Origin of the sequence: Mammaliicoccus sp. A-M4 (assembly GCF_022386955.1) — a bacterium.
Lineage (GTDB): Bacteria > Bacillota > Bacilli > Staphylococcales > Staphylococcaceae > Mammaliicoccus > Mammaliicoccus lentus.
The window spans coordinates 55,810-78,534 of sequence record NZ_JAJNHH010000013.1 but is presented as its reverse complement, the minus strand read 5'-3'; the positions used below and the strand labels follow the sequence as shown (position 1 = coordinate 78,534).

Annotated in this window: 24 protein-coding genes and 2 pseudogenes; 8 read left to right on the top strand and 18 right to left on the bottom strand. The window is 30.3% G+C overall.

Going from position 1 to position 22,725, the window contains the following annotated elements; genetic code table 11:
* Nucleotides 1-563 precede the first annotated feature (563 nt).
* Complete coding sequence (locus LQ682_RS11530) at nucleotides 564-1,229, bottom strand: ABC transporter ATP-binding protein (protein ID WP_182093749.1); 666 nt, start codon at nucleotides 1,227-1,229, stop codon at nucleotides 564-566.
* Between the two features lie 11 nt (nucleotides 1,230-1,240).
* On the bottom strand, nucleotides 1,241-2,290 hold the full coding sequence (locus LQ682_RS11525; RefSeq protein WP_016998463.1) for an ABC transporter permease: 1,050 nt from the start codon (nucleotides 2,288-2,290) through the stop codon (nucleotides 1,241-1,243).
* 143 nt (nucleotides 2,291-2,433) lie between these two features.
* On the opposite strand from LQ682_RS11525, the gene LQ682_RS11520 reads away from it, so the two are divergent.
* Nucleotides 2,434-3,138, top strand: coding sequence for a DUF5694 domain-containing protein (locus LQ682_RS11520; protein WP_103269258.1), 705 nt, complete (start codon nucleotides 2,434-2,436; stop codon nucleotides 3,136-3,138).
* 9 nt (nucleotides 3,139-3,147) lie between these two features.
* Nucleotides 3,148-4,173: a siderophore ABC transporter substrate-binding protein gene (locus LQ682_RS11515; protein WP_239724292.1), complete on the top strand. Its 1,026-nt coding sequence runs from the start codon at nucleotides 3,148-3,150 to the stop codon at nucleotides 4,171-4,173.
* A 68-nt stretch (nucleotides 4,174-4,241) separates the two neighbouring features.
* Here the strand turns inward: LQ682_RS11515 and LQ682_RS11510 are convergent, their stop codons facing one another.
* The 8 genes from LQ682_RS11510 to LQ682_RS11475 form a co-directional block, all read right to left on the bottom strand.
* A complete protein-coding gene (locus tag LQ682_RS11510) occupies nucleotides 4,242-4,757 on the bottom strand; it encodes a D-lyxose/D-mannose family sugar isomerase (RefSeq protein WP_135031357.1) in 516 nt (171 codons plus the stop codon).
* A 12-nt stretch (nucleotides 4,758-4,769) separates the two neighbouring features.
* Nucleotides 4,770-5,867 (bottom strand): PTS fructose transporter subunit IIC, encoded by a 1,098-nt coding sequence (locus LQ682_RS11505; protein ID WP_016998467.1) that lies wholly within the window; start codon nucleotides 5,865-5,867, stop codon nucleotides 4,770-4,772.
* Nucleotides 5,868-5,891: 24 nt separating this feature from the next.
* The gene (locus tag LQ682_RS11500) at nucleotides 5,892-6,200 is read right to left on the bottom strand and encodes a PTS fructose transporter subunit IIB (RefSeq protein WP_016998468.1); all 309 of its coding nucleotides are present in this window, start codon (nucleotides 6,198-6,200) and stop codon (nucleotides 5,892-5,894) included.
* Between the two features lie 13 nt (nucleotides 6,201-6,213).
* Nucleotides 6,214-7,080, bottom strand: a complete 867-nt coding sequence (locus tag LQ682_RS11495; protein WP_016998469.1) for a ketose-bisphosphate aldolase — start codon at nucleotides 7,078-7,080, stop codon at nucleotides 6,214-6,216.
* A gap of 12 nt (nucleotides 7,081-7,092) precedes the next feature.
* Nucleotides 7,093-7,557: a PTS sugar transporter subunit IIA gene (locus tag LQ682_RS11490; protein ID WP_239724290.1), complete on the bottom strand. Its 465-nt coding sequence runs from the start codon at nucleotides 7,555-7,557 to the stop codon at nucleotides 7,093-7,095.
* Nucleotides 7,558-9,030 (bottom strand): BglG family transcription antiterminator, encoded by a 1,473-nt coding sequence (locus LQ682_RS11485; protein ID WP_239724288.1) that lies wholly within the window; start codon nucleotides 9,028-9,030, stop codon nucleotides 7,558-7,560. It abuts the gene before it with no gap.
* A 678-nt stretch (nucleotides 9,031-9,708) separates the two neighbouring features.
* A complete protein-coding gene (locus LQ682_RS11480; RefSeq protein WP_239724287.1) occupies nucleotides 9,709-10,551 on the bottom strand; it encodes an aldo/keto reductase in 843 nt (280 codons plus the stop codon).
* Between the two features lie 128 nt (nucleotides 10,552-10,679).
* Nucleotides 10,680-11,873 carry an FAD-dependent monooxygenase gene (locus LQ682_RS11475; RefSeq protein WP_017001088.1) on the bottom strand — a complete coding sequence of 398 codons (1,194 nt, stop codon included), beginning with the start codon at nucleotides 11,871-11,873 and terminating at the stop codon, nucleotides 10,680-10,682.
* A gap of 126 nt (nucleotides 11,874-11,999) precedes the next feature.
* On the opposite strand from LQ682_RS11475, the gene LQ682_RS11470 reads away from it, so the two are divergent.
* Entirely contained in the window at nucleotides 12,000-12,530 is a 531-nt protein-coding gene (locus LQ682_RS11470; RefSeq protein WP_017001087.1) for a TetR/AcrR family transcriptional regulator, read from the top strand.
* A gap of 30 nt (nucleotides 12,531-12,560) precedes the next feature.
* Here the strand turns inward: LQ682_RS11470 and LQ682_RS11465 are convergent, their stop codons facing one another.
* The gene (locus LQ682_RS11465) at nucleotides 12,561-13,553 is read right to left on the bottom strand and encodes an acyltransferase family protein (protein WP_275591507.1); all 993 of its coding nucleotides are present in this window, start codon (nucleotides 13,551-13,553) and stop codon (nucleotides 12,561-12,563) included.
* Between the two features lie 411 nt (nucleotides 13,554-13,964).
* Between LQ682_RS11465 and LQ682_RS11460 the strand changes: the two genes are divergently transcribed.
* Together LQ682_RS11460 and nfsA are read left to right on the top strand one after the other, a co-directional pair.
* Complete coding sequence (locus LQ682_RS11460; protein ID WP_016999012.1) at nucleotides 13,965-14,366, top strand: TetR family transcriptional regulator C-terminal domain-containing protein; 402 nt, start codon at nucleotides 13,965-13,967, stop codon at nucleotides 14,364-14,366.
* Nucleotides 14,367-14,555: 189 nt separating this feature from the next.
* A complete protein-coding gene (nfsA, locus tag LQ682_RS11455) occupies nucleotides 14,556-15,296 on the top strand; it encodes an oxygen-insensitive NADPH nitroreductase (protein WP_070045446.1) in 741 nt (246 codons plus the stop codon).
* 67 nt (nucleotides 15,297-15,363) lie between these two features.
* Here the strand turns inward: nfsA and LQ682_RS11450 are convergent, their stop codons facing one another.
* Both LQ682_RS11450 and LQ682_RS11445 read right to left on the bottom strand, forming a co-directional pair.
* Nucleotides 15,364-15,549, bottom strand: coding sequence for a hypothetical protein (locus LQ682_RS11450; protein ID WP_016999014.1), 186 nt, complete (start codon nucleotides 15,547-15,549; stop codon nucleotides 15,364-15,366).
* 152 nt (nucleotides 15,550-15,701) lie between these two features.
* Nucleotides 15,702-16,406, bottom strand: coding sequence for a hypothetical protein (locus tag LQ682_RS11445; protein WP_016999015.1), 705 nt, complete (start codon nucleotides 16,404-16,406; stop codon nucleotides 15,702-15,704).
* 149 nt (nucleotides 16,407-16,555) lie between these two features.
* On the opposite strand from LQ682_RS11445, the gene LQ682_RS11440 reads away from it, so the two are divergent.
* A complete protein-coding gene (locus LQ682_RS11440) occupies nucleotides 16,556-16,912 on the top strand; it encodes an MmcQ/YjbR family DNA-binding protein (RefSeq protein WP_017000006.1) in 357 nt (118 codons plus the stop codon).
* 47 nt (nucleotides 16,913-16,959) lie between these two features.
* On the opposite strand, the gene LQ682_RS11435 is transcribed toward LQ682_RS11440, so the two are convergent.
* From LQ682_RS11435 to LQ682_RS11415, 5 genes and pseudogenes are all read right to left on the bottom strand, one after another.
* On the bottom strand, nucleotides 16,960-17,436 hold the full coding sequence (locus LQ682_RS11435) for a hypothetical protein (protein WP_239724285.1): 477 nt from the start codon (nucleotides 17,434-17,436) through the stop codon (nucleotides 16,960-16,962).
* A 22-nt stretch (nucleotides 17,437-17,458) separates the two neighbouring features.
* The gene (locus tag LQ682_RS11430; protein WP_239724282.1) at nucleotides 17,459-18,220 is read right to left on the bottom strand and encodes an SDR family NAD(P)-dependent oxidoreductase; all 762 of its coding nucleotides are present in this window, start codon (nucleotides 18,218-18,220) and stop codon (nucleotides 17,459-17,461) included.
* A gap of 25 nt (nucleotides 18,221-18,245) precedes the next feature.
* Nucleotides 18,246-18,990: pseudogene (locus LQ682_RS11425) on the bottom strand (SDR family NAD(P)-dependent oxidoreductase).
* Between the two features lie 13 nt (nucleotides 18,991-19,003).
* Nucleotides 19,004-20,143 (bottom strand): annotated as a pseudogene (locus LQ682_RS14255) (MFS transporter); the annotation flags it as partial.
* Nucleotides 20,144-20,282: 139 nt separating this feature from the next.
* Nucleotides 20,283-20,726, bottom strand: coding sequence for a MarR family winged helix-turn-helix transcriptional regulator (locus LQ682_RS11415; RefSeq protein WP_239724278.1), 444 nt, complete (start codon nucleotides 20,724-20,726; stop codon nucleotides 20,283-20,285).
* 85 nt (nucleotides 20,727-20,811) lie between these two features.
* Here LQ682_RS11415 and LQ682_RS11410 point away from each other — a divergent pair, with 85 nt between their 5' ends.
* A complete protein-coding gene (locus LQ682_RS11410) occupies nucleotides 20,812-21,546 on the top strand; it encodes a glucose 1-dehydrogenase (RefSeq protein ID WP_239724276.1) in 735 nt (244 codons plus the stop codon).
* A 176-nt stretch (nucleotides 21,547-21,722) separates the two neighbouring features.
* Entirely contained in the window at nucleotides 21,723-22,721 is a 999-nt protein-coding gene (locus tag LQ682_RS11405; protein ID WP_239724273.1) for a siderophore ABC transporter substrate-binding protein, read from the top strand.
* Nucleotides 22,722-22,725 lie beyond the last annotated feature (4 nt).

Sequence of the window (22,725 nt, the reverse complement as noted above, 5' to 3'; positions counted from 1 at the left end):
CTTATTTTTGAAAAATAAGTAGAGATTAACAAAATGAATCTGCTAAAAATCAAACAGATTTATTTTGTTAATACATTCTAAAAAACCAATGGTTGATTACTTCTAAAGATATTACACATAAATATGGACTTGACTATATTTTTCATGATTTTAATGTAATTTTAGCCTGATTACATATGCTAAACTCCCTCTAACGGGCTAGTTATTTTAGTCTTGCACGCTACATTTTCTAACGAGCAAGAATTTCTAAACAAGCACGTTAGCCCAATATTTTTTATGATTTCAATGTAATTTTAGCCTGATTACATATGCTAAACTTCTCTAACGGGCTAGTTATTTCAGTCTTGCACGCTACATTTTCTAACAGGCTAGTGTTTACAAACAAGCACGTTAGAATGAAGCTCGCTGGGGTGGTACTAGGAATTTTCATACAAAATGAGATTTCTGTCCTACTCCCATATAAATAAATCCTCCTAATCCGTTAATAAAAATCTAACGGATTAGGAGAATCATTTTGAGCTAGGGATTTCTCTCCCGCTCCTTTATTATTTCATTACTAAATTTTAAGTTCGTTCTGTTAGTTGACCATCTACCATTTCAAATACTTTATCACAATATTTTGTAAGTCGTTGGTCATGTGTCACGATAATACCTAATTTATTTAATTCTTTAGTTTCTTTTCTTAAAATTTCCATTACTTCAATCGCATTTTCAGTATCTAAAGACGCTGTTGGTTCATCTGCTAGTATAACAGATGGTTTAGTATATAATGCTTTAGCAATTGCTACTCTTTGTTTCTGCCCACCTGATATTTCGCTCGGTAATTGATTTAAAATTTTATCTAAGCCTAATTGTTTTAATAAGCGATCTAGTTCATCTTTTGACATGACATCTTTTTTCACTTTTTTCAAAAGCTCAAATTGCTGGTTTACAGTTAAAAACGGTATTAAATTACTCGTCTGTAAGATGAAACCTATTTCTCTTAATCTTAATTTTGATAAAGCTTTTTCGTTAAAATGATTAATTTCTTTCCCGTTTAATAAAACTTTTCCTTCAGTAGGTAATTGTAGCGCACCTGCCATCGTTAACAATGTACTTTTACCTGACCCAGAAGGACCGATTATTGCAACGAGTTCACCTTTTTCTAAACTGAAGTTTGTTGACTTTACTGCTTCAATAGTATCATTACCGTCTTTAAATGATTTCGTAACATTTTCAAATGATAACATCTAAGTCCCTCCTATCCTATAACTTTTAATGGTTCTACTTTTCTAATGCTTAATACTGAGAATAAGCTACCTAAAATTGCTACGATTATTAATACAATTGCATATAGAAGCATCGTTAAATAATCAAATTTAATCGGGACTATCTCAGGTAGAAATGTTCCTGTTAGCACTGTTAAACCAAAACCAATTATTGTACCGATTAGTGCGATAATGATAGTTTGACTCATCACTGAACGTGCTAAGAAACCATTTGTAATACCTTGTGCTTTTAACACACCAAATAAGTTTTTCTTTTGTAATGTAATAATGTATAAGAAAATACCAATTACCATTGCTGAAATTGCAAATAAGAATACAATCATAAATGTTAGTGTTAGATTTTGTTCTTTATAACCTGGTAATTTCGTAATAAATGATTCAATTTCATTTACTTCTAAATCATTATTTAATTTAACGTCTTTCCAATTTTTATCTTTAACAACAAGTGCATTAATATTATCACCTTTAAGCATTGGGTTAAGCTTTTCAATCGTATCATTATTTGTAAATAATACAGGCGAAGCATTAAATTTTGCACTTTCAGAGAATCCTACTATTTCAAGTTTTTCATCACTATTAGATAACGTAAGTTCATCACCGATTTTAAAGCCTTTCGTTTTTAAAGTATGATCTGCTACAACTTCATTATCTTTTTTAAATAACTTCCCTTTTTCTAATTTAGGCATGAGGAAACCTTTAGAATCTATACCAAACACCGTAGCATTTTCTTTTCTATCACCGTTTGATGTAATGACAGCAGTTTGTTTCAAGCCTTCGCTATTCTCAAATTTACCATCAACTTTATCTGTATCAATAGAAGATTGAGCAATTGTTTGGTTAGCATCTTTATTCAATACAATTGCATTTGCTTTCCAAATATCAATACCTTCCCTGTTCATATTCATTAAACCGTTTGCCAAACCTGACAATAAAAACAGTAAATAACTAATCATAATTAGTACGCCAATAATTAAACCGAATTTCAATTTATTTCGACGCATTTCGTTCCATGCTAAGAACATTTCGCCAACTCCTCCATAAGTAAAAAATAATTCAATAACAATTATAGCATTTTCATATGGCAATTAATTAAAAGACGTAATATTGTAAAAAAATAAACTACACTGTATAATTGAGAACAATTATCAATTAAGGAGGTACTATATTGACTTTAAAAGAAATATGTATTGTTGGTACACCTCACATTAGACTCGACCAAGGTTCTAATACTTTTAAACAATCATACGAGAAATACATAGAAGAATCTTCGATTATTATAGAGAAAATTGCGCAATATTCACCCGACCTCATTACGATTGAATGGGATACAAGAGAGTCACTTCGCTTAAAGAAAGAATTTAAACAAATAATTAATCAACAACTTCCTCACCTATTAAACGAGCATCATTTCATAGCTATGCCTTTAGCACATCGACTAGGCTTATCTGAAGTGTTGCCAATAGATTTTAATCAAATGCAAACACGTAAAATTCGCGCAAGTTTTGCTGACGAATATTTAGAAAATGCAGACGAAAAACTATATCAATATATGAATAATGCAAAAAATGAGCACCAACTTTCCAAAAATCAACCCACTACATTATATGAAAAATTAACAGAACACAAAGAAGGACCTATACCTTTAGAGCAAGTATTTGCAATTCGTTCATTAGCAGATAGTCCAGGAATAGCTTTTGCATTAGAATGGTCTGAAAGAAATCACATCATGGCGACAAACATTATCAAAGCAGCATTAAATCATGAAAGAACTATAGTATTTACAGGTATGAGCCATGTTAGATTTTTAGAATTCATTATTGAATCAACTGGATTATTTAAAGTAATCCCTTCACAAGACATACTAAAATAGGAGAATAAAATGAAAAATTTAATCATATTTCTAGCACTTTGTTTAGTATTAGCGGCATGTAGTCAAAGTAATGAAAATAAAGCTCAAAGTAATGATAAAAAAGAAACTGTTAAAATAAAACAAAAGTATGAACTACGCGGTAAATATAAAGATGGCCGAGATGCAGAGAATAAAGAAGAAGAAGTAACCGTGCCCAAAAATCCACAAAAAATCGTAACATTTGATTATGGAGATGCAGATATTATTAAATCACTTGGTAAAGAAAACAGTGTCGCCGGTATCTCAATAGGTTCAAGCACTTCAATGTTACCTGAAGAACTTAAAAACTTCACAGATGATAAATATAAAAATGTTGGGGAATTAGGAAAACCAAATTTTGAAAAAATCGCTGAAATCGACCCAGATTTAATTATATTTTCTAACAGAACAGCAAGTAGCGAAACTTTAAAAGAATTTAAAAAAGCCGCACCTGACGCAGCCTTAGTTTATATAGGATCAGACGACAATAATGTAGTAAAATCAGTCAATGACAACACGAAAAAATTAGGTAAAATCTTAGATAAAGAAGATAAAGCAACAGAATTAACAAATCAATTAACCAATGAAGAAACTAAGGCTAAAAACCAAGCGAAAAAAGTCGATGATTCCATTATGTTATTACTTGTAAGCCAAGGAGAATTATCTACATACGGACCAGGCGGAAGATTCGGCGGTTTATTATACGATCAACTAGGATTTAAACCAGCAGATAAAGATATAAAACCAAACCCACACGGACAACCCGTTAGCTTTGAATACGTCTCATCTAAAAAACCAGAAGTTATATTTGCAATGGATAGAGATGAAGCCACTGACGGTAAAGGAACGAGCAAGAAAGTGTTATCAAACGATGTATTAAAAAATGTCCCCGCAGTTAAAGACGACAACATTATCAATCTAGACGCAAAATCATGGTACTTCTCATCAGGCGGTATCAAATCAACAATCAAACAAATACAAGAAATACAAAACATCGCGAAAAAATTACAAGAATGATAAGAAGAAGAAACGACTAATCCGAGTTGGATAAGTCGTTTCTTACTTTTATTAAATATATACTCTTATTATCTAACTACATTTGTATCTGTAAATATATCTAATTCATCTCTACTAGTTGTAGAAAACTCGGAAATAACTGCACCTTTTGAACCTGCTTGAAACCAATGTTTCGTATTAGAAGGTATAGTATATTGTTCTCCTGGATGAAGTTGGATTTCATGAAAAACTGTATAAAAATCTTCTTTACCTTGCGGGATAGTGGCTTTAATATGATTAGGATTGCTTTCTCCTTCAACATATAAAAATACTTTCCCTTTTCTGCACCTAAATGTTTCGATTTTTCCAGGTTCATTGACAAGATTTGGATGAATATGTTCAGGACAAGTCTGATGAGGTAATAAGACCATTTCTTTTGCACAATAACCATTTTCATTAATATAAACAATTAAATTTAATCCTTCAATTTCAATATTATTTAGTCCAAAATCTGCAAATTCAATATTTTTAATTTCTTTTTCAGTAAATACTATATTCGAATTTTCAAATTGATATCTCACTTGCTTTTCATATTCTTGATTCATTATTATCACCTTTTATGAAATTTTAAGATCATCCCATGAAACGTCTTCTTCTTCTTTCTTTTCCTTAATTACGATTTCTTCATTTACATCAACACGTTTTTTTAAGATTAAAATTGTGATTGCTGTTGCCAATGATCCAATTAGTAAAGCGAATATAAAACTTAAAGGTTTTGTCATAGTAGGTAGTGCAAACATTCCTGATGCTGGAATATGACTATCTGCTCCCCATAACATGCTTAATCCACCACCTATTGCTCCACCAATCCCAGTTGCGATAATATTTCTACCTAAATCATTAAGTACAATCGGGAAACAACCTTCTGTTATTTGACAAATCCCCATAGGAAACGCTGTTTTTAAAGTAGTAATTTCTTGTTTGTTGAAAATATTTTTCTTCACTAACTTTCCTAAAAAGTATGCAATAGTTAAACCAAACGGAGTAACCATTGAAGCGAGTATTAGTACTGTTACAGGTTCATAAATACCTTCCGAAAATAAAGCGAATACAAAAGCAAATACAACTTTATTTATAGGACCCCCGTAATCTATGGATGATAATACACCTATAACAGCTCCATATAAGAATAATGATGATGTATTCAAATTACCAAGATACGTAGTAATCAGCTCTGTAAACCAAGTAATTGGTGTTCCAACAACATAATACATGATGACACCAGCTATGAAGGTACTAAGGAATGGGAATACAAGGGTCGGCATTAAACCTTCCATCCAATTTGGAACTTTAATATAAGTTGTTAAAAGTATTACTACAACACCCGCAATATAGCCACTAACAATCCCTCCTAAAAATCCTGCTTCTATACCTGATGCAACCATTCCAACAATTAATCCAGGAGCAATCCCCGGCTTATCGGCTATTGAATATGCTATTGCAGTAGAAACAATCATAGGCAATAAACTCAAACCATATCCACCCATGGTTGTCATTGCATCAGAGAACTTAAATCCATTTTTAAAGTTCTCAATTTCTTCACCACCAGTTAAATTACCTATAGCTAATAAAAAACCAGATGCCACAATAATTGGTAAAAAGAAAGATATTGCAGTCATCAAATGTTGTTTAAACCCTATTTCTTTGAGTATCATAAATTATCAAACCCCTCTATTGATTTAAATCGTCAATTCTTCTAATTTTTCAACTAATTTTGTCGGAGATTTAACAACTAAACTTGTGGGTACTTCAACTACTTTTTTCCCTTCAAATCTTTCGCGGCCACCTATTTTAATATCTGCTGCTATTAATACTACATCTGCATTATCTATATCTTTTTGTTCTAATTCATCTTGTGTCCCCGATAAACCTTGAGTTTCTAAACTAATCACATGCCCTCTATCTTCAGCTACATTGGTCAATTTCTCTTTCGCTATATAAGTGTGTGCAATTCCAGCTGTACATGCCGCAATACCTACAATATTCATAATTTTTCACTCCTTAATATAAATTAGCTTTATCAACTGAATTGAATAAATTTATTTTTTCTACAGCTATTTTCTTAGTTTCTTCTATACAAGAAGGAAATAAAACATTTGGTTCTCTTGCTTCGTTATCTTCCCCTTCAAGTACTTCACGCAACTTATTTGTGAATGCAATTTTGATATCACTTGATATATTGATTTTATTAATACCTAATTTGACTGCTTCTTGTATTTCATTATCAGGATTACTAGATCCTCCATGCAGTACTAATGGAATATCTGTCAAATCACTGGTTTTTTTCAATATATCTAGTTTTAATTCGGGCTTCATATTTTTGGGATATATACCGTGAGCAGTTCCTATAGCAATTGCTAAACTATCCACTCCCGTTCTTTCTAAAAACTCTTGAGCGGTAGAAGGATCTGTATATATAACTTCAGAGACGCCCCCTTCTACAGTATTACCAGTGTCACCAATCGTTCCTAATTCCGCTTCAACCGATACACCGACTGGATGCGCGATACTAACTACTTTTTTAGTAACTTCTATATTTTCTTCAAACGATAAATGAGAGGCGTCAATCATTACTGAAGTAAAACCAAGTTGAATCGCATGTATAACTTGTTCATAACTTGCACCATGATCTAAATGTATACAGACTGGAACATTGCTGTTGTTTGCAAAATACTTCACTTGTGCTACAAAGCTATCTGTTAAAAATTTTAATTCATCTGGATGAATAGCAATCATTACAGGTGATTTTGTTTCTTCACATGCCTGCATAACTGCATCAAGTAATTGTCCTGAACCTGCATTAAAAGCTGGAACTGCGAATTTATTTTCATTTGCTACCTTTAAAATTTCTTTTCCACTGATTAACATATAAATCTCTCCTTATGAATTAATGATTAAATCGTATAACTCTTCTTTATTTTCAATGTTTTTTAACTGTTTTATAAATGTTTCCCTTGCCAATAATGTAGCTACCTTTTGTAACAAGACTATGTGTGTTGTGGTTGCGTCTGTATCTTTTACAGCAAATAAAATGACTACTTTAACGTCTTGGTCATCTAAAGTCTCCCATTCAATTTCATTTTTAAGAACTGCTATGGCTACAGTTGTTTCATCTACGGATATAGACTTGCCATGAGGAATGGCAATACCATCTCCTATACCTGTTACGCCTTCTTTTTCTCTCAAATAAATATCATTTAGAAACGATTGATAATCGTTAATATATTGTTTTTCTTGTAGCAATAAACAAAGTTCTTTTAAAATTGTATCTTTATCAGTTGCTTGACTATTTATAATCATTAAGTCTTTATTTATAATTTTTTTTAAATTAATGGTATCTTCCATTTAGTTCAGCTCCTTTAATGAATAATCAATCAGATCTATGTCTTTATCAGAAAGTACAGGGCTAATACAAATAACTGGTTTTTCAAAATGCTTATTTTCTACTCTTATCGTAGAAAAAATAATATCCACTTCTTCATCAATAAATTCACTATTTTTTTGCATTTGTCTATGACTCATAGTAGAAACGATTTTCAAATTAGGGAAACTGTTTTTTAGCCTAATTTGTAGTAATTCTGAAGTACCGATACCAGTTGAACATACAAGTAACACTTTTTTTCTATGTTCCTTTTCTAATTTGTATTTTTCAAAATATAAAGAAATATACCCCACTTCTGCTTCATCTATATCTCCATATTCATTTAAATTTTTATTAATTTCATTAGAAATTTCTAACACTTTTAAAAATGTTTCTTTATATTCTAAGATCAATTCTTTTAACATATTGTTCTCAAGTTTAATTCCCATTCTTATTCTTCCTATCATAGGTAAGATATGATTATATAAGTCTTGATATAATTTTTCATTTTCATTTACTTCTTCTTCATTAATATCAAAAAACCGAGATACAAATTCTATTGTTATCTTATTCGCGTTAAGCTTGTCTTTTTTTATGTACTCTTTTTTTTCAATATTTAAAGAATACAAATTTTGAAATATAAAAAATGATTCTAGTTCATGCAGATCATAGCAAAGGTGTTTACTTAAATTTCGAGTTAAAATATCTGCAATAGTTTTTATTTCTTTATTTCGATTCATTTTATTTTTTTCTTCTTCATCCAATGCATCTTGATTTTCCAACTGATTAACTCTACCTTCTCGATATCTCTTTAAGAGCATATATAAATGTGTGAAGATACTGACATCATATGGATAATAAAGATTTACCTCTAAGTTTTCTTCAATTAAAGATATTTGCTTATCTAGAAAATGTTTATCAGAAGCATTTATATCTAATCCTAAATCCCCAAGCACTTGATTTTTATTAATAGTAAGTAATATCGAATTTATTGCTCTTCTAATATCTATCTCTTCACCTTTTACATATAATAAATTATGCATGTTGTAGACATCGATATTAAATTCATTTAAATATTCAATAATACTTCTGATGCGCCTTTCTTCAGTACTTTCACTCATATAACTATCACAAAAAATATGATTCTTCCTTAACTTTTTGGGATGTTGAAAAAGTAAGGTTAACATTGTCTCTAGTAAAAAATTTTCTTCTTTAATTGTTACAATTGAGTAAATATTTTTATCAATATAAAATTTATTAATTTTATATCCTTTACCAGTTTCTGACTCTATCATCCTTTCTCCATATTGATCTTTGGTAATTTCATTAATTTTTTTAACAAGTCTATAAATCGTTTTAGAAGACACCAATAATTTATCGGATATTTCATTTGCAGCAACAAAATCATAAAAGTTCAAATAATTAATTACTTGTTCTTCCTTGGAACTAAATAACATATCATCACCCCCCGATATGTAATATTATACTTAATTTGTAATCGTTTACACTTCAATCTATGTCCTTAACTATGGACAATCATTATTTGTAAAAAGTTTCTAATTTACTAGCTTATCTATAATAGCAATATTAAAAAGTGATAACACCACAGTTTTTAGCAATTATTACTTAGTGTTTTTCAATAATTTAATTGAGGTTATTAATAAAAAGGTAATTAAGGAGAGCGACATGTTATTGTTAAAGACATGTTTTATGAGTTGTGACAATAAGACTATCCTTATTGACACGTTTTGCGAGTTGTGACAATATGCCTACCCTTGTTGACATGTTTTATGAGTTGTGAAAATATGGCTACCTTTGTTGACACGTTTCGTAAGTTATGACAATAAGACTATCCTTGTTGACACGTTTTGCGAGTTGTGACAATATGGCTATCCTTGTTGACACGTTTTACAAGTTGTGACAATATGACTACCCTTGTTGACACGTTTTACAAGTTGTGACAATATAGCTACCTTTGTTGACACGTTTTGCGAGTTGTGACAATATGCCTACCCTTGTTGACACGTTTTGTGAGTTGTGACAATAAGGACATTACACCTGATATAATTCACCGTATTAAAAATAAAAAAATAACGAGTCCGAGACAACTATTTATGTCTCGGACTCGTACCTTATTAATACAATGCTAATGGTTCTTTAGTTGTTGGCGACGGGAATTCTGAATCGATTTTTTGAATATCTTCTTCGGTTAAATGAATATTACTGGCTCCCATATTATTTTCAATATGAAGTTTGTTAGATGATTTAGGTATAGCTAATGTATGACCATCTCTAATATTCCATGCTAACAGTATTTGAAATACGTCAACTTCATATTTTCTAGACAATTCTAGAAGAACAGGACTTTTAGTTAAATTTTTACCTAGTTTATCTCCCCTAGCTATAGGTGCATATGATATTAAGGCAATGTTATTTTCTCTCATAAATGGTTTTAAATCATATTCTATTCCTCGATCACCTATATTATATCTAACTTGATTAGCTACACATTCATGACCATTAGGTAAACTAAGTAAATGTTTCATATCGCTCGTATCAAAATTTGATACGCCCCATTCTTTTATTTTTCCTAAATTTTTCGCTTCTTCAAATGCGCTAATTGTTTCTTCTAAAGGATACTGGCTTTTCCAATGTAATAAATATAAATCAATATAATCTGTACGTAGTCTTTTTAAACTGTTATCTATACTTGTTAATACTTTATCCCTCGATGCATTTTCAGGATGCACTTTTGAGATAATATATAATTTTTCTCTATCATAAGATTGTATTGCTTCACCTATTAACTCTTCTGATGCGCCATCGCCATACATTTCAGCCGTATCAATTACATTTGCGCCTTGGTTTATAGCGAATTGAATAGCATCAATCTCCTCTTGATGAATATTTGAATCGTCGCCCATTTTCCAAGTTCCTAATCCAACCGGTTCTATACTCATATCTTTTATATTTACCATAACTACACCTCATTTTGTATAATGTGCATTAGTTTCATACTTTAATGGTAAATGTTTTAGTGTATTATTACAAATAACTGTTTTACATAAATAGTAATGCTTATAGGGCAAAGTTAGGAATTTACATATTAGTCATTTAATTTTGGATAATCTATTACTCTCGTTATATCAATAAGATCTTGAGAGCCCATGTTTTCTTCTGTTATATTTTCAATTTGTTTTAAAATAGCATTTCTTTTTTCTATTTCTTCATCATTTTTAGGATATAAAATTGATGAACCGTCATTTTCTACAGCATTTTGATTTATCTCTGCAAATGGTTTCATATATTTTTCGTAAGCAATAAAAGCATCTTTAATACTATTGTTCTTCTTTAATTCATCAGCTAAAATATATGCTCCTATCATTGCTAAACTTGAACCTTGTCCTGTTAAGAAGGATGGGGCATGTGCTGCATCTCCAACTAATACTGCTCGATTTTCCGCCCATTGATCCATAATAATTTGAGTTGTCGTATCAAAATATATATCTTCAGTTTGTTCTAATGTTTCTAAAAGATTTGGAGCTATACCACCTACGTCTTTAAATTTATCTTTGACTAATTTTTTGTGACCTTCTATATCTCTATGGTTTACAGAAGGTTCTTCTTCATCACTAAAGATTAAAAACGCATGTACTGATTCTTTGTTTTCAGTAGCATACATGATAGCTGTTCTGCCTGGTTCAGAATAAATCATACCTTCTTTATACATATCTAAATAGTTCTCTACTGTAAATCCAGTAAAACAATGTCCTAAATAATTTGTGAATTGACTTTCTTCGCCAAATGTTAATTTTCTTGTATTAGAATGTATACCATCTGCTCCAACTACTAAATCATAGCTGCCTTGCTTTCCACTTTCTAATTCAATTTCAACTCCATTATCTAAATGGTTCATTGTTTTAATAGAATCATTAAAAATGAGATTTATATCATTTTCTTCAACACATTTATACAAAGCTGTTGTTAAATCACCTCTTGGTATTTCAATATCTTCGTTTGCTTTCATAGTAGCATCTGTAAATTGCGAGATTATACTATTGTCATTATCAAGAATTTTAAATTTCATATTGTTTAAATTTTGAGCTTTTAATTCATCATATATACCCATCATTTTAACGATATTAATGGCACTACCTCTCACATCTATAGGGTAACCTCCACCTCTAATTTTTGATGCTTTTTCAACGATTGTTACCTCAAAACCTTTTTTATTTAGCCAATATGCTGAAGTAAGTCCTGCAATGCTAGCGCCAGAAACTAATATTTTTAATTTTTTCATGTTTCATCATCCTTTATTATTAATTGACACTCAGTGCCACTAATTAAAATATAACTTATTTGGCACTCAGTGTCAAAATAAAAAGATTATGCTATAATGTTGTTAAAAGTTTTGGAGGACAATTAAATGAAAGAAGATACTAGAAAGCAAATACTTGAAATTGCAGATAAATTATTCGAAGAAAACGGATATGATAAAACAAGTATGGATAAAATTGCTAAAGAATCAGGTGTTTCAAGACGTACACTTTTTAGATATTTTGAATCGAAAAGCGAAATTTTGTTTCTAAGCAATAACGATTTATTAAAAAACACTTTAGATGAATTTTTAGATGGAAGTTATACATTGGAAAGTATTACGCAAAAATTAATTAATGTATTAGATAATGCATCACACGAAGATAAAGTGAATTATATGGAATCAATGAAGAGACTTAAAACAGAACCAGATTTCCAATCTCAAATACTATATAAAATATTAAAAATACTACCACAATTTCCTTCAAGCGAGTCAGACTCCTCGGATGTATTAAAAGGTGCACTATTCGGAAATATACTCGTAGCTTGGTCTAAAATCATTGAAAATCCTACGGTTGATTCATTAGATTTAATAAAAGAACAAATAATTGAATTTCAAAAAAGATTTTTAGAAAACTAAATAACCCCAATCAAATGGATTGGGGTACACCTATATACTTGATTTTAAACGTGATTTTTCTACTGCTAAATTTTTGATTAATAAAACTAATAAGGAAATTAAAATTGTAATAACAATAGTGACGAATATGGCACTGAGGGCATAGTAACTACCTATTAAATGATACTTTTTAATAATATTTTCTATTACACCTATTATTGGTAAATGAATAATGTACATAGTAAAACTGCATTTACTCAGTGTTTTAATAAAAGCATTTTCTTTATTAAAATATTTATAGAACAACTTGAAAATAACTAACATGATGCTCACACCAAATAAAGCTTCCCAAAATGAATACAATATAGAAGCTAATGATAAACCACCTGAAAATGAAAAGTCAGATATACCGATAATTACTGCGGCTAAATATATTGGCAAACTTAATAAGATATAAAAAATACTTAATTTCCATTTAGTATTTTTTATTTTTTCTAATAAATTAAACTTAAATGCTACAATTCCTAACATGAAAGCAATTAAATATTGTGGCAGATCCCCTATACTTGGTGTGAATTTTAATAACCAATCGTAAATCACTGTACTGATTAACGGCTCCCCTCCAATTAATGGCATAAATACTCTCCAAACATAGAGAACAAGTGCATATAAAATAATAAAATAAATTATATTTAATTTTAATATTGGCATTTTAAAATTTGTGTATTTTTTAATTAATACATATCCAAGATTAAATATAAACAACATGGCAATAAACCATAAAGGACCTATATTCATACTCTTGAAAAATACATTTATATCGTATGTTTTGTTAAATATAAAATATTCACTTATAGGTTGAATTTGGCTAAGAATAATAAAATAAAAAATAATAGGTAATACTAATTTTTTAAAACGCTGCTTTAAAAATAGTTGACTGCCCTTCCGATTATATGAGTTTTCAACAAATAACCCTGAGATTAAAAAGAATCCACCCATAAAAAAATGCTTGGTTAAAACTAACGAGTAGAGAACTAATCCCATTTATAGACTCATTGACCTCCCCAGATAATACATAGCTCATTAAAGAATGATGAGTGATAACAAGCAATGCGAAAAATAATTTGATATTATCTAGGTACGTTATATGCTTTTGCATAAACTACCTCCTTCAAAAGTACACACTAACTTTAATACAGTTGTATTAAAAATTCAATAAGTTTATAATATTAATCGAGGTGAAAAATAATTAATAAAAAATCTGAACAAAAGAAAAAAGAAATTAGTAATGTAATAATAAAGCTTATATATAGGGATGGATTAGATACTGTAAGCTTTAGAAAAATATCTAATGAATCAGGATGGTCATTAGGATCTATTCAAAATTTCTTTGGAAATCAACAAAGTTTATTAATTTTTATTTTTAAAATAATCAGTGAAAATGGCCAAAAAAGAATGGAAAAACAAAATTTATTTGTAAATAAAATAGATTTTGAAGAATTTATAAATTTTGCATTACAACTGTTACCTTTAGACAAAGAAAGAGAAATTGAATTTGTAGCATGGACAGCGCTAGTAAATAAATCGTTATCCAATGAAGATATGAGGAAAGTCGCTCACGACAATTTATTAAAAAATTACGAAGGTATAAAACAAGTTTTTAAATTAATGGTAGACTCTGGTATTTTCAAAGCAACTTTAGATATCAATAAATCGACTAACGAGTTTTACTCATTTTTAGAAGGCTTATCACAGCATAGCTTATTATTACGTGACTATTATAATGATAAATTGTTAAAGGATCTTGTTGAAAGGTTTGTAAAATCTAATTATTTGGACAAAGACTTAAATAATTAGACTAGTGAAATCATAAAAAATTTATACATTTTAAAAATCTTTAAAATTTCCCTACTCTCTAACCACTATCACTACACAAAGGTACGATTTTTAATACTATGTATTATTATTTTGCCTTCTTCCATATGAATACTGAGTGGTTTAATATGCTATATATCATAAAGCATTAAATTAAGAGAGGGATTAATAATGAATGAAACTATAAATTTATTACAGAATCACAGTTCAGTACGAAAGTTTAAAAATAAACCTTTAACTGATGAACAAGTAAACCATATTTTCAAATCTGCTAATCAAGCGTCATCGTTTAGTTTGCTTCAAGCTGTTTCTATTATAAGAATCACTGATGAGGATACAAGAAAAGCTATAATGGAATTAAGTGGCCCTCAAAGTTATATTCAAGAAGCTTCTGAATTCTGGATATTTGTTTCAGATTTCAATCGAAATCATCAAATTGCACCAAATGTTGATATAACTTATACAGAATTTTTACAAATAGGTGCTGTAGATGTTGGTCTAATGGCTCAAAATGCTATGATTGCAGCTGAATCAATGGGATTAGGTGGCGTTTATATCGGTGGAGTAAGATTAAATATTGAAAAACTATCAGAATTACTCGAACTTCCTAAGTATGTTATTCCATTAGTTGGTCTATGCATTGGTTATCCTGCTGAAGAAAAAGCACAGTTGAAACCTAGGTTACCAAAAGAAGTTGTAATGCATCATAATAAATATGAAGAATTTAGCTTAGAAGATATAGAAGATTACGATCAAGAAATGAAGAAATATTATGAGAACAGACCAATAAGAGCGCCCTTTACAGCTAAAAAAGTTAAAGGTTGGAGTGACCATATTGATGATCACTTGGAAAGAAGTATTCAACCGAATATGTTGAGTTACCTTAACAAGCAAGGTTATGCTGTAAAGTAAGTTTTTAAAGATTAATAATAAAAAGAGCCTTAAATATAAGGCTCTTTTTATTATTAAATTTATATAGTCATTTAACACGTTTAACGACATTACCGGTTATTATTAAAATAATTCCAATTACACATCCAATTATTACAGGAATAGAAAAAGATTCTTCAAGAAATAATATATTAATTAAGCCCCATATAAAGAAGAGAACTATAATAGAAACACCATAAAACAAGAACTTTTTAGATAACTTTTCTACATTCATTTATAAATAACCTCCAAAACGAACAATTTTATTCTTGTATAAATTATATCATTTTATTGGTTAATGAAACTTATAGTTAAAGACTTTTTATTATTAATAAAAAAATCTTCCGTTAAAATTTGTAACGGAAGATCTTTAATTTATTGATATTTTTATACAGCTAAAAACTCTAAACGTTGTCTTTCATGCTTATCAATTACAATTTGTGAAGCATCAACGCCTAATTCAATTAAGTTTTTAATGTTTTGAGCTACGAACTCATCACTACCTACAATATAAAATAGGTCATTCTCTTCTGGTTTAATACTATTCACTTCTTCATAGTACGCTTGTCTGCTATCCACAAATTTTGAGGTGAATTTTTTATCTGGAACAGAATTAAATATATCATTGAATAAAAATTCTGAAGATGAATCAACGTTTATAGAATGTATTTTATGAACGCCTTCATTATCTTCTAAATACTTTAGTACTAATGGTCTAAACGTTGCTAACCCTACTCCTGAAGATAATAAGTAGACATTTTTATTTTCTCTCTTTAATGGAACGTTAGAATGCGTTTTAAAAATCGCTACTTCATGGCCAACATCTAAATTTCTTAAAATTTGTTTGAACTCAGAGCATTGCTCTCGTATTCTCGTAGTAATCCCGATTGTATTCTCATTAGGTACAGTGGATATGGACATATGTCTTACCAAACTCTTATTTGGTTTTTCACCTTCATTGAATCCTTTCAAACCAAAGTGCGTATGCGCGCCTTCTTCCCAAGTAAACCCTTCTGGACAATCCAGCAAATAAGTCTTAATTTCAGATGTTTCATCTATAATTTTATTTATTTTAGTCCAATATATCTGCATTAATATATCCTCCTGTTCATTTATATCTATCTACTCAATATACCTTAAATGATAATGATTATCAATTAAATTGAATAGATATTTTAATTGCTTACCGATTACCAAATATCCCTCTAGGGTAAACTGATATATAAGGAGAAGGTGATTGGATGATAACACGTGAAGAAATTTTTGATTTTGTTAGGGATAAATATAATATAAAGCCAGATTACCCTTGGGAAAAGTATTCTAATTATGCTGCTTTGAGACATAAAGATAATAAAAAATGGTTCGGGCTAGTTATGGATATTACTTCTGACAAAATCGGTTTAAATACTGATGAACATATTGATGTTATTAATCTTAAAGTTAGAAAAGAGTTTATAGGCCCTTTAAGAAAAAAAGAAGGATTTTATCGTGCTTATCACATGGATAAATCTAATTGGATTACGATTAATTTGAAAGAGATAAATACAATTAATGAAATTAAAGATTTAATTGCTGAAAGTTATGAATTAACGACATAAAGTTTTACTATATAAAACAAGAGCCTGGGCTCTTGTTTATTTAAATATTAATCATATTTCGTTACAATCAAAATGTTTTTGTTAGGATTTTTCTTTTCAATCACTTTATAATATTTATCAGTAGATTTTGAATAGTATTTATAAACACCATCAGAAAATTCATCGACTTTTTTAGCATCTTTCTGCATAAATTCTTCTGGCGATACGTCATCATTTGATTTGTTGATAACTTTTATAATAATATTGCCTTCACCTAAAATATATTTTGTTTGTGTTGCTTCGTCATAATAAGCACCTTGTTCTTTACGATCACTTAAAGTAAGGTCTCCATATACAACGTTTTCTTGTTGTTTAGGTTCTTCTTTTTCTTCTGACTTTTCTTCAGTTTTAGAATCTGTCTTACTTACTTTTTCTTCTTTATTAGAATCTTGATTCTCTTGTTCACTCTTATCATTGCTTTCTGAAGTACTACATGAAGCTAATAACAATAACGCTATTAACGTAGTAAAATAAAGTTTTTTCATCTACAACACCTTTTATTATTATTTATTCTGCAGTTTCTCCGCCGTCTACTGGAAGATTAACACCGGTAATAAATGAAGATTGTTCTGAACATAACCAGACAGCCGCGTTTGCTTGTTCATTTGCTACGCCCATGCGTCCCATTGGAATACCCGCTTCAAATGCTTTCGCTTGTTCTTCAGCATTTTTACTCCAAGTTTCAACTGCTGAAGTTCTTGTCATACCTGGGCAAATTGAATTAATACGTATATTTTGCTTACCAAATTCTAAAGCAGCACTTTTAGTTAATCCGTTCACACCGTGTTTAGCTGAGATGTATGGTGATAAACCAGGTGTACCGACTAAACCTCCAGTAGAAGCTGTATTGACGATAGCTCCTCCACCAGACTCAAGCATAGCAGGTATTTCATATTTTAAACATAAAAATGTACCAGTCAACGTAACATCTATCGCACGTTGCCATTGTTCTGTTTTAATTTCTGTTACTGGAGCTGTTGGTGCACCAATTCCAGCATTATTGTGTGCCCAATCTAATCGACCAAATTGTTCAACAGTTTCGTTTACTAAGTTTTTAACATCTTCTTCTTCAGCAACATTACATTTAATAAATTGAGCTGTTCCACCTTGTTCTTTAATTAATCTAACCGTTTCATTTCCACCCTCTAAAGAAATATCCGAAACGACTACAGTAGCACCAGCTTTCGCAAAGGCTAACGCGCTTGCTCTACCAATACCATCTCCAGCACCAGTTACAATTCCGACTTTATTTGTCATTAAGTTTTCCATTATTTACCCCTCTATCTCTATATTTTTAATATAATTTAATACTGCCGCCGTCTACCATAACTGTTTGTCCTGTAACTCACTACTAGCAAAAATACTGCTACTGGTCCAATATCATTTTCTACATCTCCAAATTTTTGTAACGAGATACCTTTAACGACTTGGTTATAATATTCTGGATTTTCTTTTCTCCATTGATCAACGCCTTCAGAGTATGCAATAGGAGAAATGATATTCGCATTAATTCCAAATTCTCCAAATTCATTTGCAATAACACGCGTCATACCTCTAATAGCTTCTTTAGCTACAACATAAGCACCTTGATTTTTATCTCCTTTAACAGCTGCTCCTGAACCGAAGTTGATGATATTCCCTTTTGTTTCTTTTAAATGAGGTATCACCATTTGACATAAATAGAATGACGCATAAAATCCTGTATTTAAAGATAGCTCTAAATCTTCTTCTGTAATATCTAAAAAGCTGCTCATTCTTGATTCATGTGCATTATTTACTAATATATCAATTTCACCATATATTTGAATTGTAAGATCTACACACGCTTTTAATGATGCTTTATCACTTAAATCTGTTTTAATAAATAAAGTTTCATAACCTTGATTATTTAATTCTTCGCTTAATGCTTGTCCTTTTTCTTCAGCAATGTCCGCAATAACAACCTTTGCATTTTCTTTAACATAAGCACGTACAATACCAGAGCCTATGCCACCTGCTCCACCTGTTACAATTGCAATTTTATTATCTAATTTAGTCATATAAATCACCCTTCTATTTGGAATTCCAATATCCTTTTTCAACTAGTACTTCTTTATTTTTGAAAGCTAAAATAATAGAAATAATATTAACAATAAACAATATAATGATAATGATTAGGCCTAAAGTGTAACTGCCTGATATATCATATATAAATCCATAAGCTGGTAAAGCAACAATTGACGCTAACGCCAAACCGATTGATGAAGATGAATAAATTTGACTGTAATCTTTACTTCCAAATAGCGATGAAGCCATAGCAGGCGCTATCGTTCCAATTGAAGCGGTAAACATGCCAAATAGGAATAATGCAATTGTCACTACAACTACTAAATCAGGAAGGCTAATTAATAACACACTTGCTAACAAGCCTAATGTCATAGCTAATAGCCCAACTTTTTTAGCACCAATTTTGTCTGTTAAATAACCAAAAATAAGCGATCCAACAAAGACACCTGCCATAAGTGCAGACATCATTGCACCTGCAACACTAACTTTTTGACCATGGTTAACGAGATATGTTGGGACATGCATAGTAAAACTTGAAATTGCAGTAATAATAAAGAAAAATAGTCCCAACAAGAAGAAAGCTGGTGTTTTTTTAGCAATACTGTAATCAATACCTTCTACCACTTGTTGTTGTTCATTTTCGTTACTGTCATCACTTAAATCGCCATAAGCTTTCGTATTTTTATCTTTAGGGATATTACGAATTAATAACAGAATGATAGGTGCAACAATAATCATTACCCCTAAACCAGTAATTAAGTATGCCGTTCTCCAACCAAACTGGCTAATTAAAGCACCTACTATAGGTTGTGCGAAGACACCGAATAATCCACCAATGGCTGATAAAATACCAAGAGCAAGTCCTTTTCCTTTACTAAACCATCTTTCAATTAAAATAGGACCACCTATTACTGTAATAAAGACGCCCCCGATAGCAAGAGGAATATACAGTACGTACCAGCCCCATACAGAATTCATTACTCCGAATAAAGCGAACGAGCCTGCTTGTAGAATAATTGCAATAAATAACACGATACGCGCACTATATTTAGATAATATCTTTCCTCCAAACGGAAGGAATAATAATGTCACTATTGAAGAAATACTTAAATAAATCGTTAAACTTCCCATACCTACATCTAAATCTTTAGCTACAGGAGATAAGAATTAACCAGATGAATTATTCAGTGCTGATTTCCCTAACCCTACAGCAACACAGAGTCCAATTAATATTAACCAAGCAAAATGTATCTTTCTTTTATGCATTTAGTACACTCCAATAATTTTATTTGTCGTTTTTATTTAGTTGTTTTACTCGTTCATATAGTTTTCTTTGAATATTTAATAATTGTGAAACTTCATCATTATTTAAGACAGAATAAACTTCATTCCTCATATTTTGTCCCTGATTTTGAGCTTCATCAAGCACTTCTATTCCTTTCTCTGTAATCGTAATTAAAATCACTCGACGATCATCTTCTTGATGTTCTCTTAAAATATATCCTTCTCTTAATAGGTTATTTGTTAATTTTGTAATTGCTCCAGAGGTATAACCTAAAGATTGTGCAAGATATGATGGTCGTTGAGGACCCTCTTCTTTTAATTTTGATAACGCTAAAATTTGAGAGATGTTAACGTTCAGCTCAAATTTTTTCATAAAGAGCGTCATTGTAGCATCGTTAAATAATTCAGCATTATGAATAAGTTCAAAAAAATTGTTATTTTCCATACATATTCCTTTCTTTAATCAAATTATAGTGATAGTATACCAGTAAAAGGTTTACCGGTAAACCAATTAAGGAGTGGAAGAAAAAATGAAAAGATTAGAAAACAAAGTAGTAGTTATTACAGGTGCGGCACAAGGCATGGGTAAAACGCATGCTGAGAAAGTTTTAAGTGAAGGTGGAAAAGTTGTTATTACTGATATCAATGAAGAACTTGGGAATAATGTTGCACAAGAATTAGGAGAAAATGCTATATTTATTCGACATGATGTTTCCAACGAAGATGACTGGAAAAACGTAATAGATACAGTGGTTGATAACTGGGGACGCATTGATGTGTTAGTGAATAACGCTGGTATTACGACTAATACATCGCTAGAAGAATTAACTTTGGATTCTTACATGAAAATCGTTAATATTAATCAAGTATCTGTATTTTTAGGCATGAAAACTGTAGCTCCAATTATGAAAGCTCAAAAAGAAGGTTCAATTATCAATATTTCATCTATGAATGGATTAGTTGGCGGCGCAATAGGTTACACAGATACTAAATTCGCAGTAAGAGGTATGACAAAAGCAGCATCAAGAGATTTATCACCTCATAACATCCGAGTAAATTCAGTACATCCAGGTGTTATTCAGACGCCGATGTTAGAACTAGAAGAAGTTAAAGAACAAGTAGAACAATTCAAAAAGACGATTCCAATGAGACGAGTTGCTCAAACTGAAGAAGTTTCAAATATGATTGTCTTCCTTGCTTCAGACGAATCAAGTTATTCCACAGGATCTGAGTTTGTAATCGACGGTGGAATTACAGCTTTATAACGATAAATATAATTTCATTAAGTAATATAATTAAACTTGTAGATGAAAATCGACGTAATACTTACGTTCGAATTGATTATTCTACAAGTTTTTTATTTATTATTTGCAGTTGTTATTTCTTTAATATTTTGTATAATTGAGAAGTGTTATCAATTAGAAATGAAGGAGAACGAAATATGAGAAAATACATAACTCTTGTCGTTTGTGCACTTTTACTATTAACTGCATGTAGTAATAATGACAATAAAGCAGCAAAAAGTGAGAAAGAAACAGTAACAATCAAGAAAACATTTGAATATAAAGAAAAGAACCAAGATCACAATCGAGGTAAGAAAAAGACTGAAACTGTGACAATTCCTAAAAATCCTAAGAATGTAATTGTTATGGACTATGGAGCACTAGACATTATGCAAGATTTAAACTTAGAAGACCATATCACAGCAATACCTAAAGGAGAAAACGGTAGCTTTTTACCAGACTATTTATCAAAATTTAAAGATAAAAAGTATACAAATTTAGGCAATCCTGGAAGACCTAATTTCGAAAAAATTGCAGAAAAAGATCCTGATTTAATTTTGATTTCATTTAGACAAGCATATACTAAAAACTTAGAAGAATTTAAGAAAGCTGCACCAAACGCTAAAGTGTTGTATGTAAGTCCTGATGATGATCAATATATAGATTCTATTAAAGAAAATGCTACGAACATTGGAAAAATATTTGATAAAGAATCAGAAACTCAATCACTTATCAAAAAGCTCGATAAAAAAGTTTCATCAGTAAAAGAAGTCATCAATGACGACAAAGTTATGTTCACAAATGTAGATAATAAAGGTATTAAAACTTACGGCTCAACTGGTAGATACGGTGGTTTTTTAAATGGATATTTAGGAATTAAACATATCGATTCAAAAATGCCAGCCAACTCAAGCGGTCAAGTCGTATCGTATGAATACATAGCTAAGAAAAACCCAGATAAAATCTTCTATATAAATAGAACAGATAAAGAAACTAAAGGCATACCACAAGAATTAAGAAATCCAGTTATCCAAAACGTAAACGCAATTAAAAATAACGACATTTTAGAATTTGATGCTAACACATGGTTCTTCGGTGCCGGCGGTATCAATTCTACAATTAAACAATTAGATGATATTGAGAAAGCTTATAAATAAAATT

Bases quoted from the DNA above. Each gene is read 5' to 3' on its own strand.
- LQ682_RS11530 (WP_182093749.1), bottom strand. From the start codon at position 1,229: ATGTTATCATTTGAAAATGTTACGAAATCATTTAAAGACGGTAATGAT.
- LQ682_RS11525 (WP_016998463.1), bottom strand. From the start codon at position 2,290: ATGTTCTTAGCATGGAACGAAATGCGTCGAAATAAATTGAAATTCGGT.
- LQ682_RS11515 (WP_239724292.1), top strand. From the start codon at position 3,148: ATGAAAAATTTAATCATATTTCTAGCACTTTGTTTAGTATTAGCGGCA.
- LQ682_RS11510 (WP_135031357.1), bottom strand. From the start codon at position 4,757: ATGAATCAAGAATATGAAAAGCAAGTGAGATATCAATTTGAAAATTCG.
- LQ682_RS11505 (WP_016998467.1), bottom strand. From the start codon at position 5,867: ATGATACTCAAAGAAATAGGGTTTAAACAACATTTGATGACTGCAATA.
- LQ682_RS11500 (WP_016998468.1), bottom strand. From the start codon at position 6,200: ATGAATATTGTAGGTATTGCGGCATGTACAGCTGGAATTGCACACACT.
- LQ682_RS11495 (WP_016998469.1), bottom strand. From the start codon at position 7,080: ATGTTAATCAGTGGAAAAGAAATTTTAAAGGTAGCAAATGAAAATAAA.
- LQ682_RS11490 (WP_239724290.1), bottom strand. From the start codon at position 7,557: ATGGAAGATACCATTAATTTAAAAAAAATTATAAATAAAGACTTAATG.
- LQ682_RS11485 (WP_239724288.1), bottom strand. From the start codon at position 9,030: ATGTTATTTAGTTCCAAGGAAGAACAAGTAATTAATTATTTGAACTTT.
- LQ682_RS11480 (WP_239724287.1), bottom strand. From the start codon at position 10,551: ATGGTAAATATAAAAGATATGAGTATAGAACCGGTTGGATTAGGAACT.
- LQ682_RS11475 (WP_017001088.1), bottom strand. From the start codon at position 11,873: ATGAAAAAATTAAAAATATTAGTTTCTGGCGCTAGCATTGCAGGACTT.
- LQ682_RS11470 (WP_017001087.1), top strand. From the start codon at position 12,000: ATGAAAGAAGATACTAGAAAGCAAATACTTGAAATTGCAGATAAATTA.
- LQ682_RS11465 (WP_275591507.1), bottom strand. From the start codon at position 13,553: ATGGGATTAGTTCTCTACTCGTTAGTTTTAACCAAGCATTTTTTTATG.
- LQ682_RS11460 (WP_016999012.1), top strand. From the start codon at position 13,965: ATGGAAAAACAAAATTTATTTGTAAATAAAATAGATTTTGAAGAATTT.
- nfsA (WP_070045446.1), top strand. From the start codon at position 14,556: ATGAATGAAACTATAAATTTATTACAGAATCACAGTTCAGTACGAAAG.
- LQ682_RS11450 (WP_016999014.1), bottom strand. From the start codon at position 15,549: ATGAATGTAGAAAAGTTATCTAAAAAGTTCTTGTTTTATGGTGTTTCT.
- LQ682_RS11445 (WP_016999015.1), bottom strand. From the start codon at position 16,406: ATGCAGATATATTGGACTAAAATAAATAAAATTATAGATGAAACATCT.
- LQ682_RS11440 (WP_017000006.1), top strand. From the start codon at position 16,556: ATGATAACACGTGAAGAAATTTTTGATTTTGTTAGGGATAAATATAAT.
- LQ682_RS11435 (WP_239724285.1), bottom strand. From the start codon at position 17,436: ATGAAAAAACTTTATTTTACTACGTTAATAGCGTTATTGTTATTAGCT.
- LQ682_RS11430 (WP_239724282.1), bottom strand. From the start codon at position 18,220: ATGGAAAACTTAATGACAAATAAAGTCGGAATTGTAACTGGTGCTGGA.
- LQ682_RS11415 (WP_239724278.1), bottom strand. From the start codon at position 20,726: ATGGAAAATAACAATTTTTTTGAACTTATTCATAATGCTGAATTATTT.
- LQ682_RS11410 (WP_239724276.1), top strand. From the start codon at position 20,812: ATGAAAAGATTAGAAAACAAAGTAGTAGTTATTACAGGTGCGGCACAA.
- LQ682_RS11405 (WP_239724273.1), top strand. From the start codon at position 21,723: ATGAGAAAATACATAACTCTTGTCGTTTGTGCACTTTTACTATTAACT.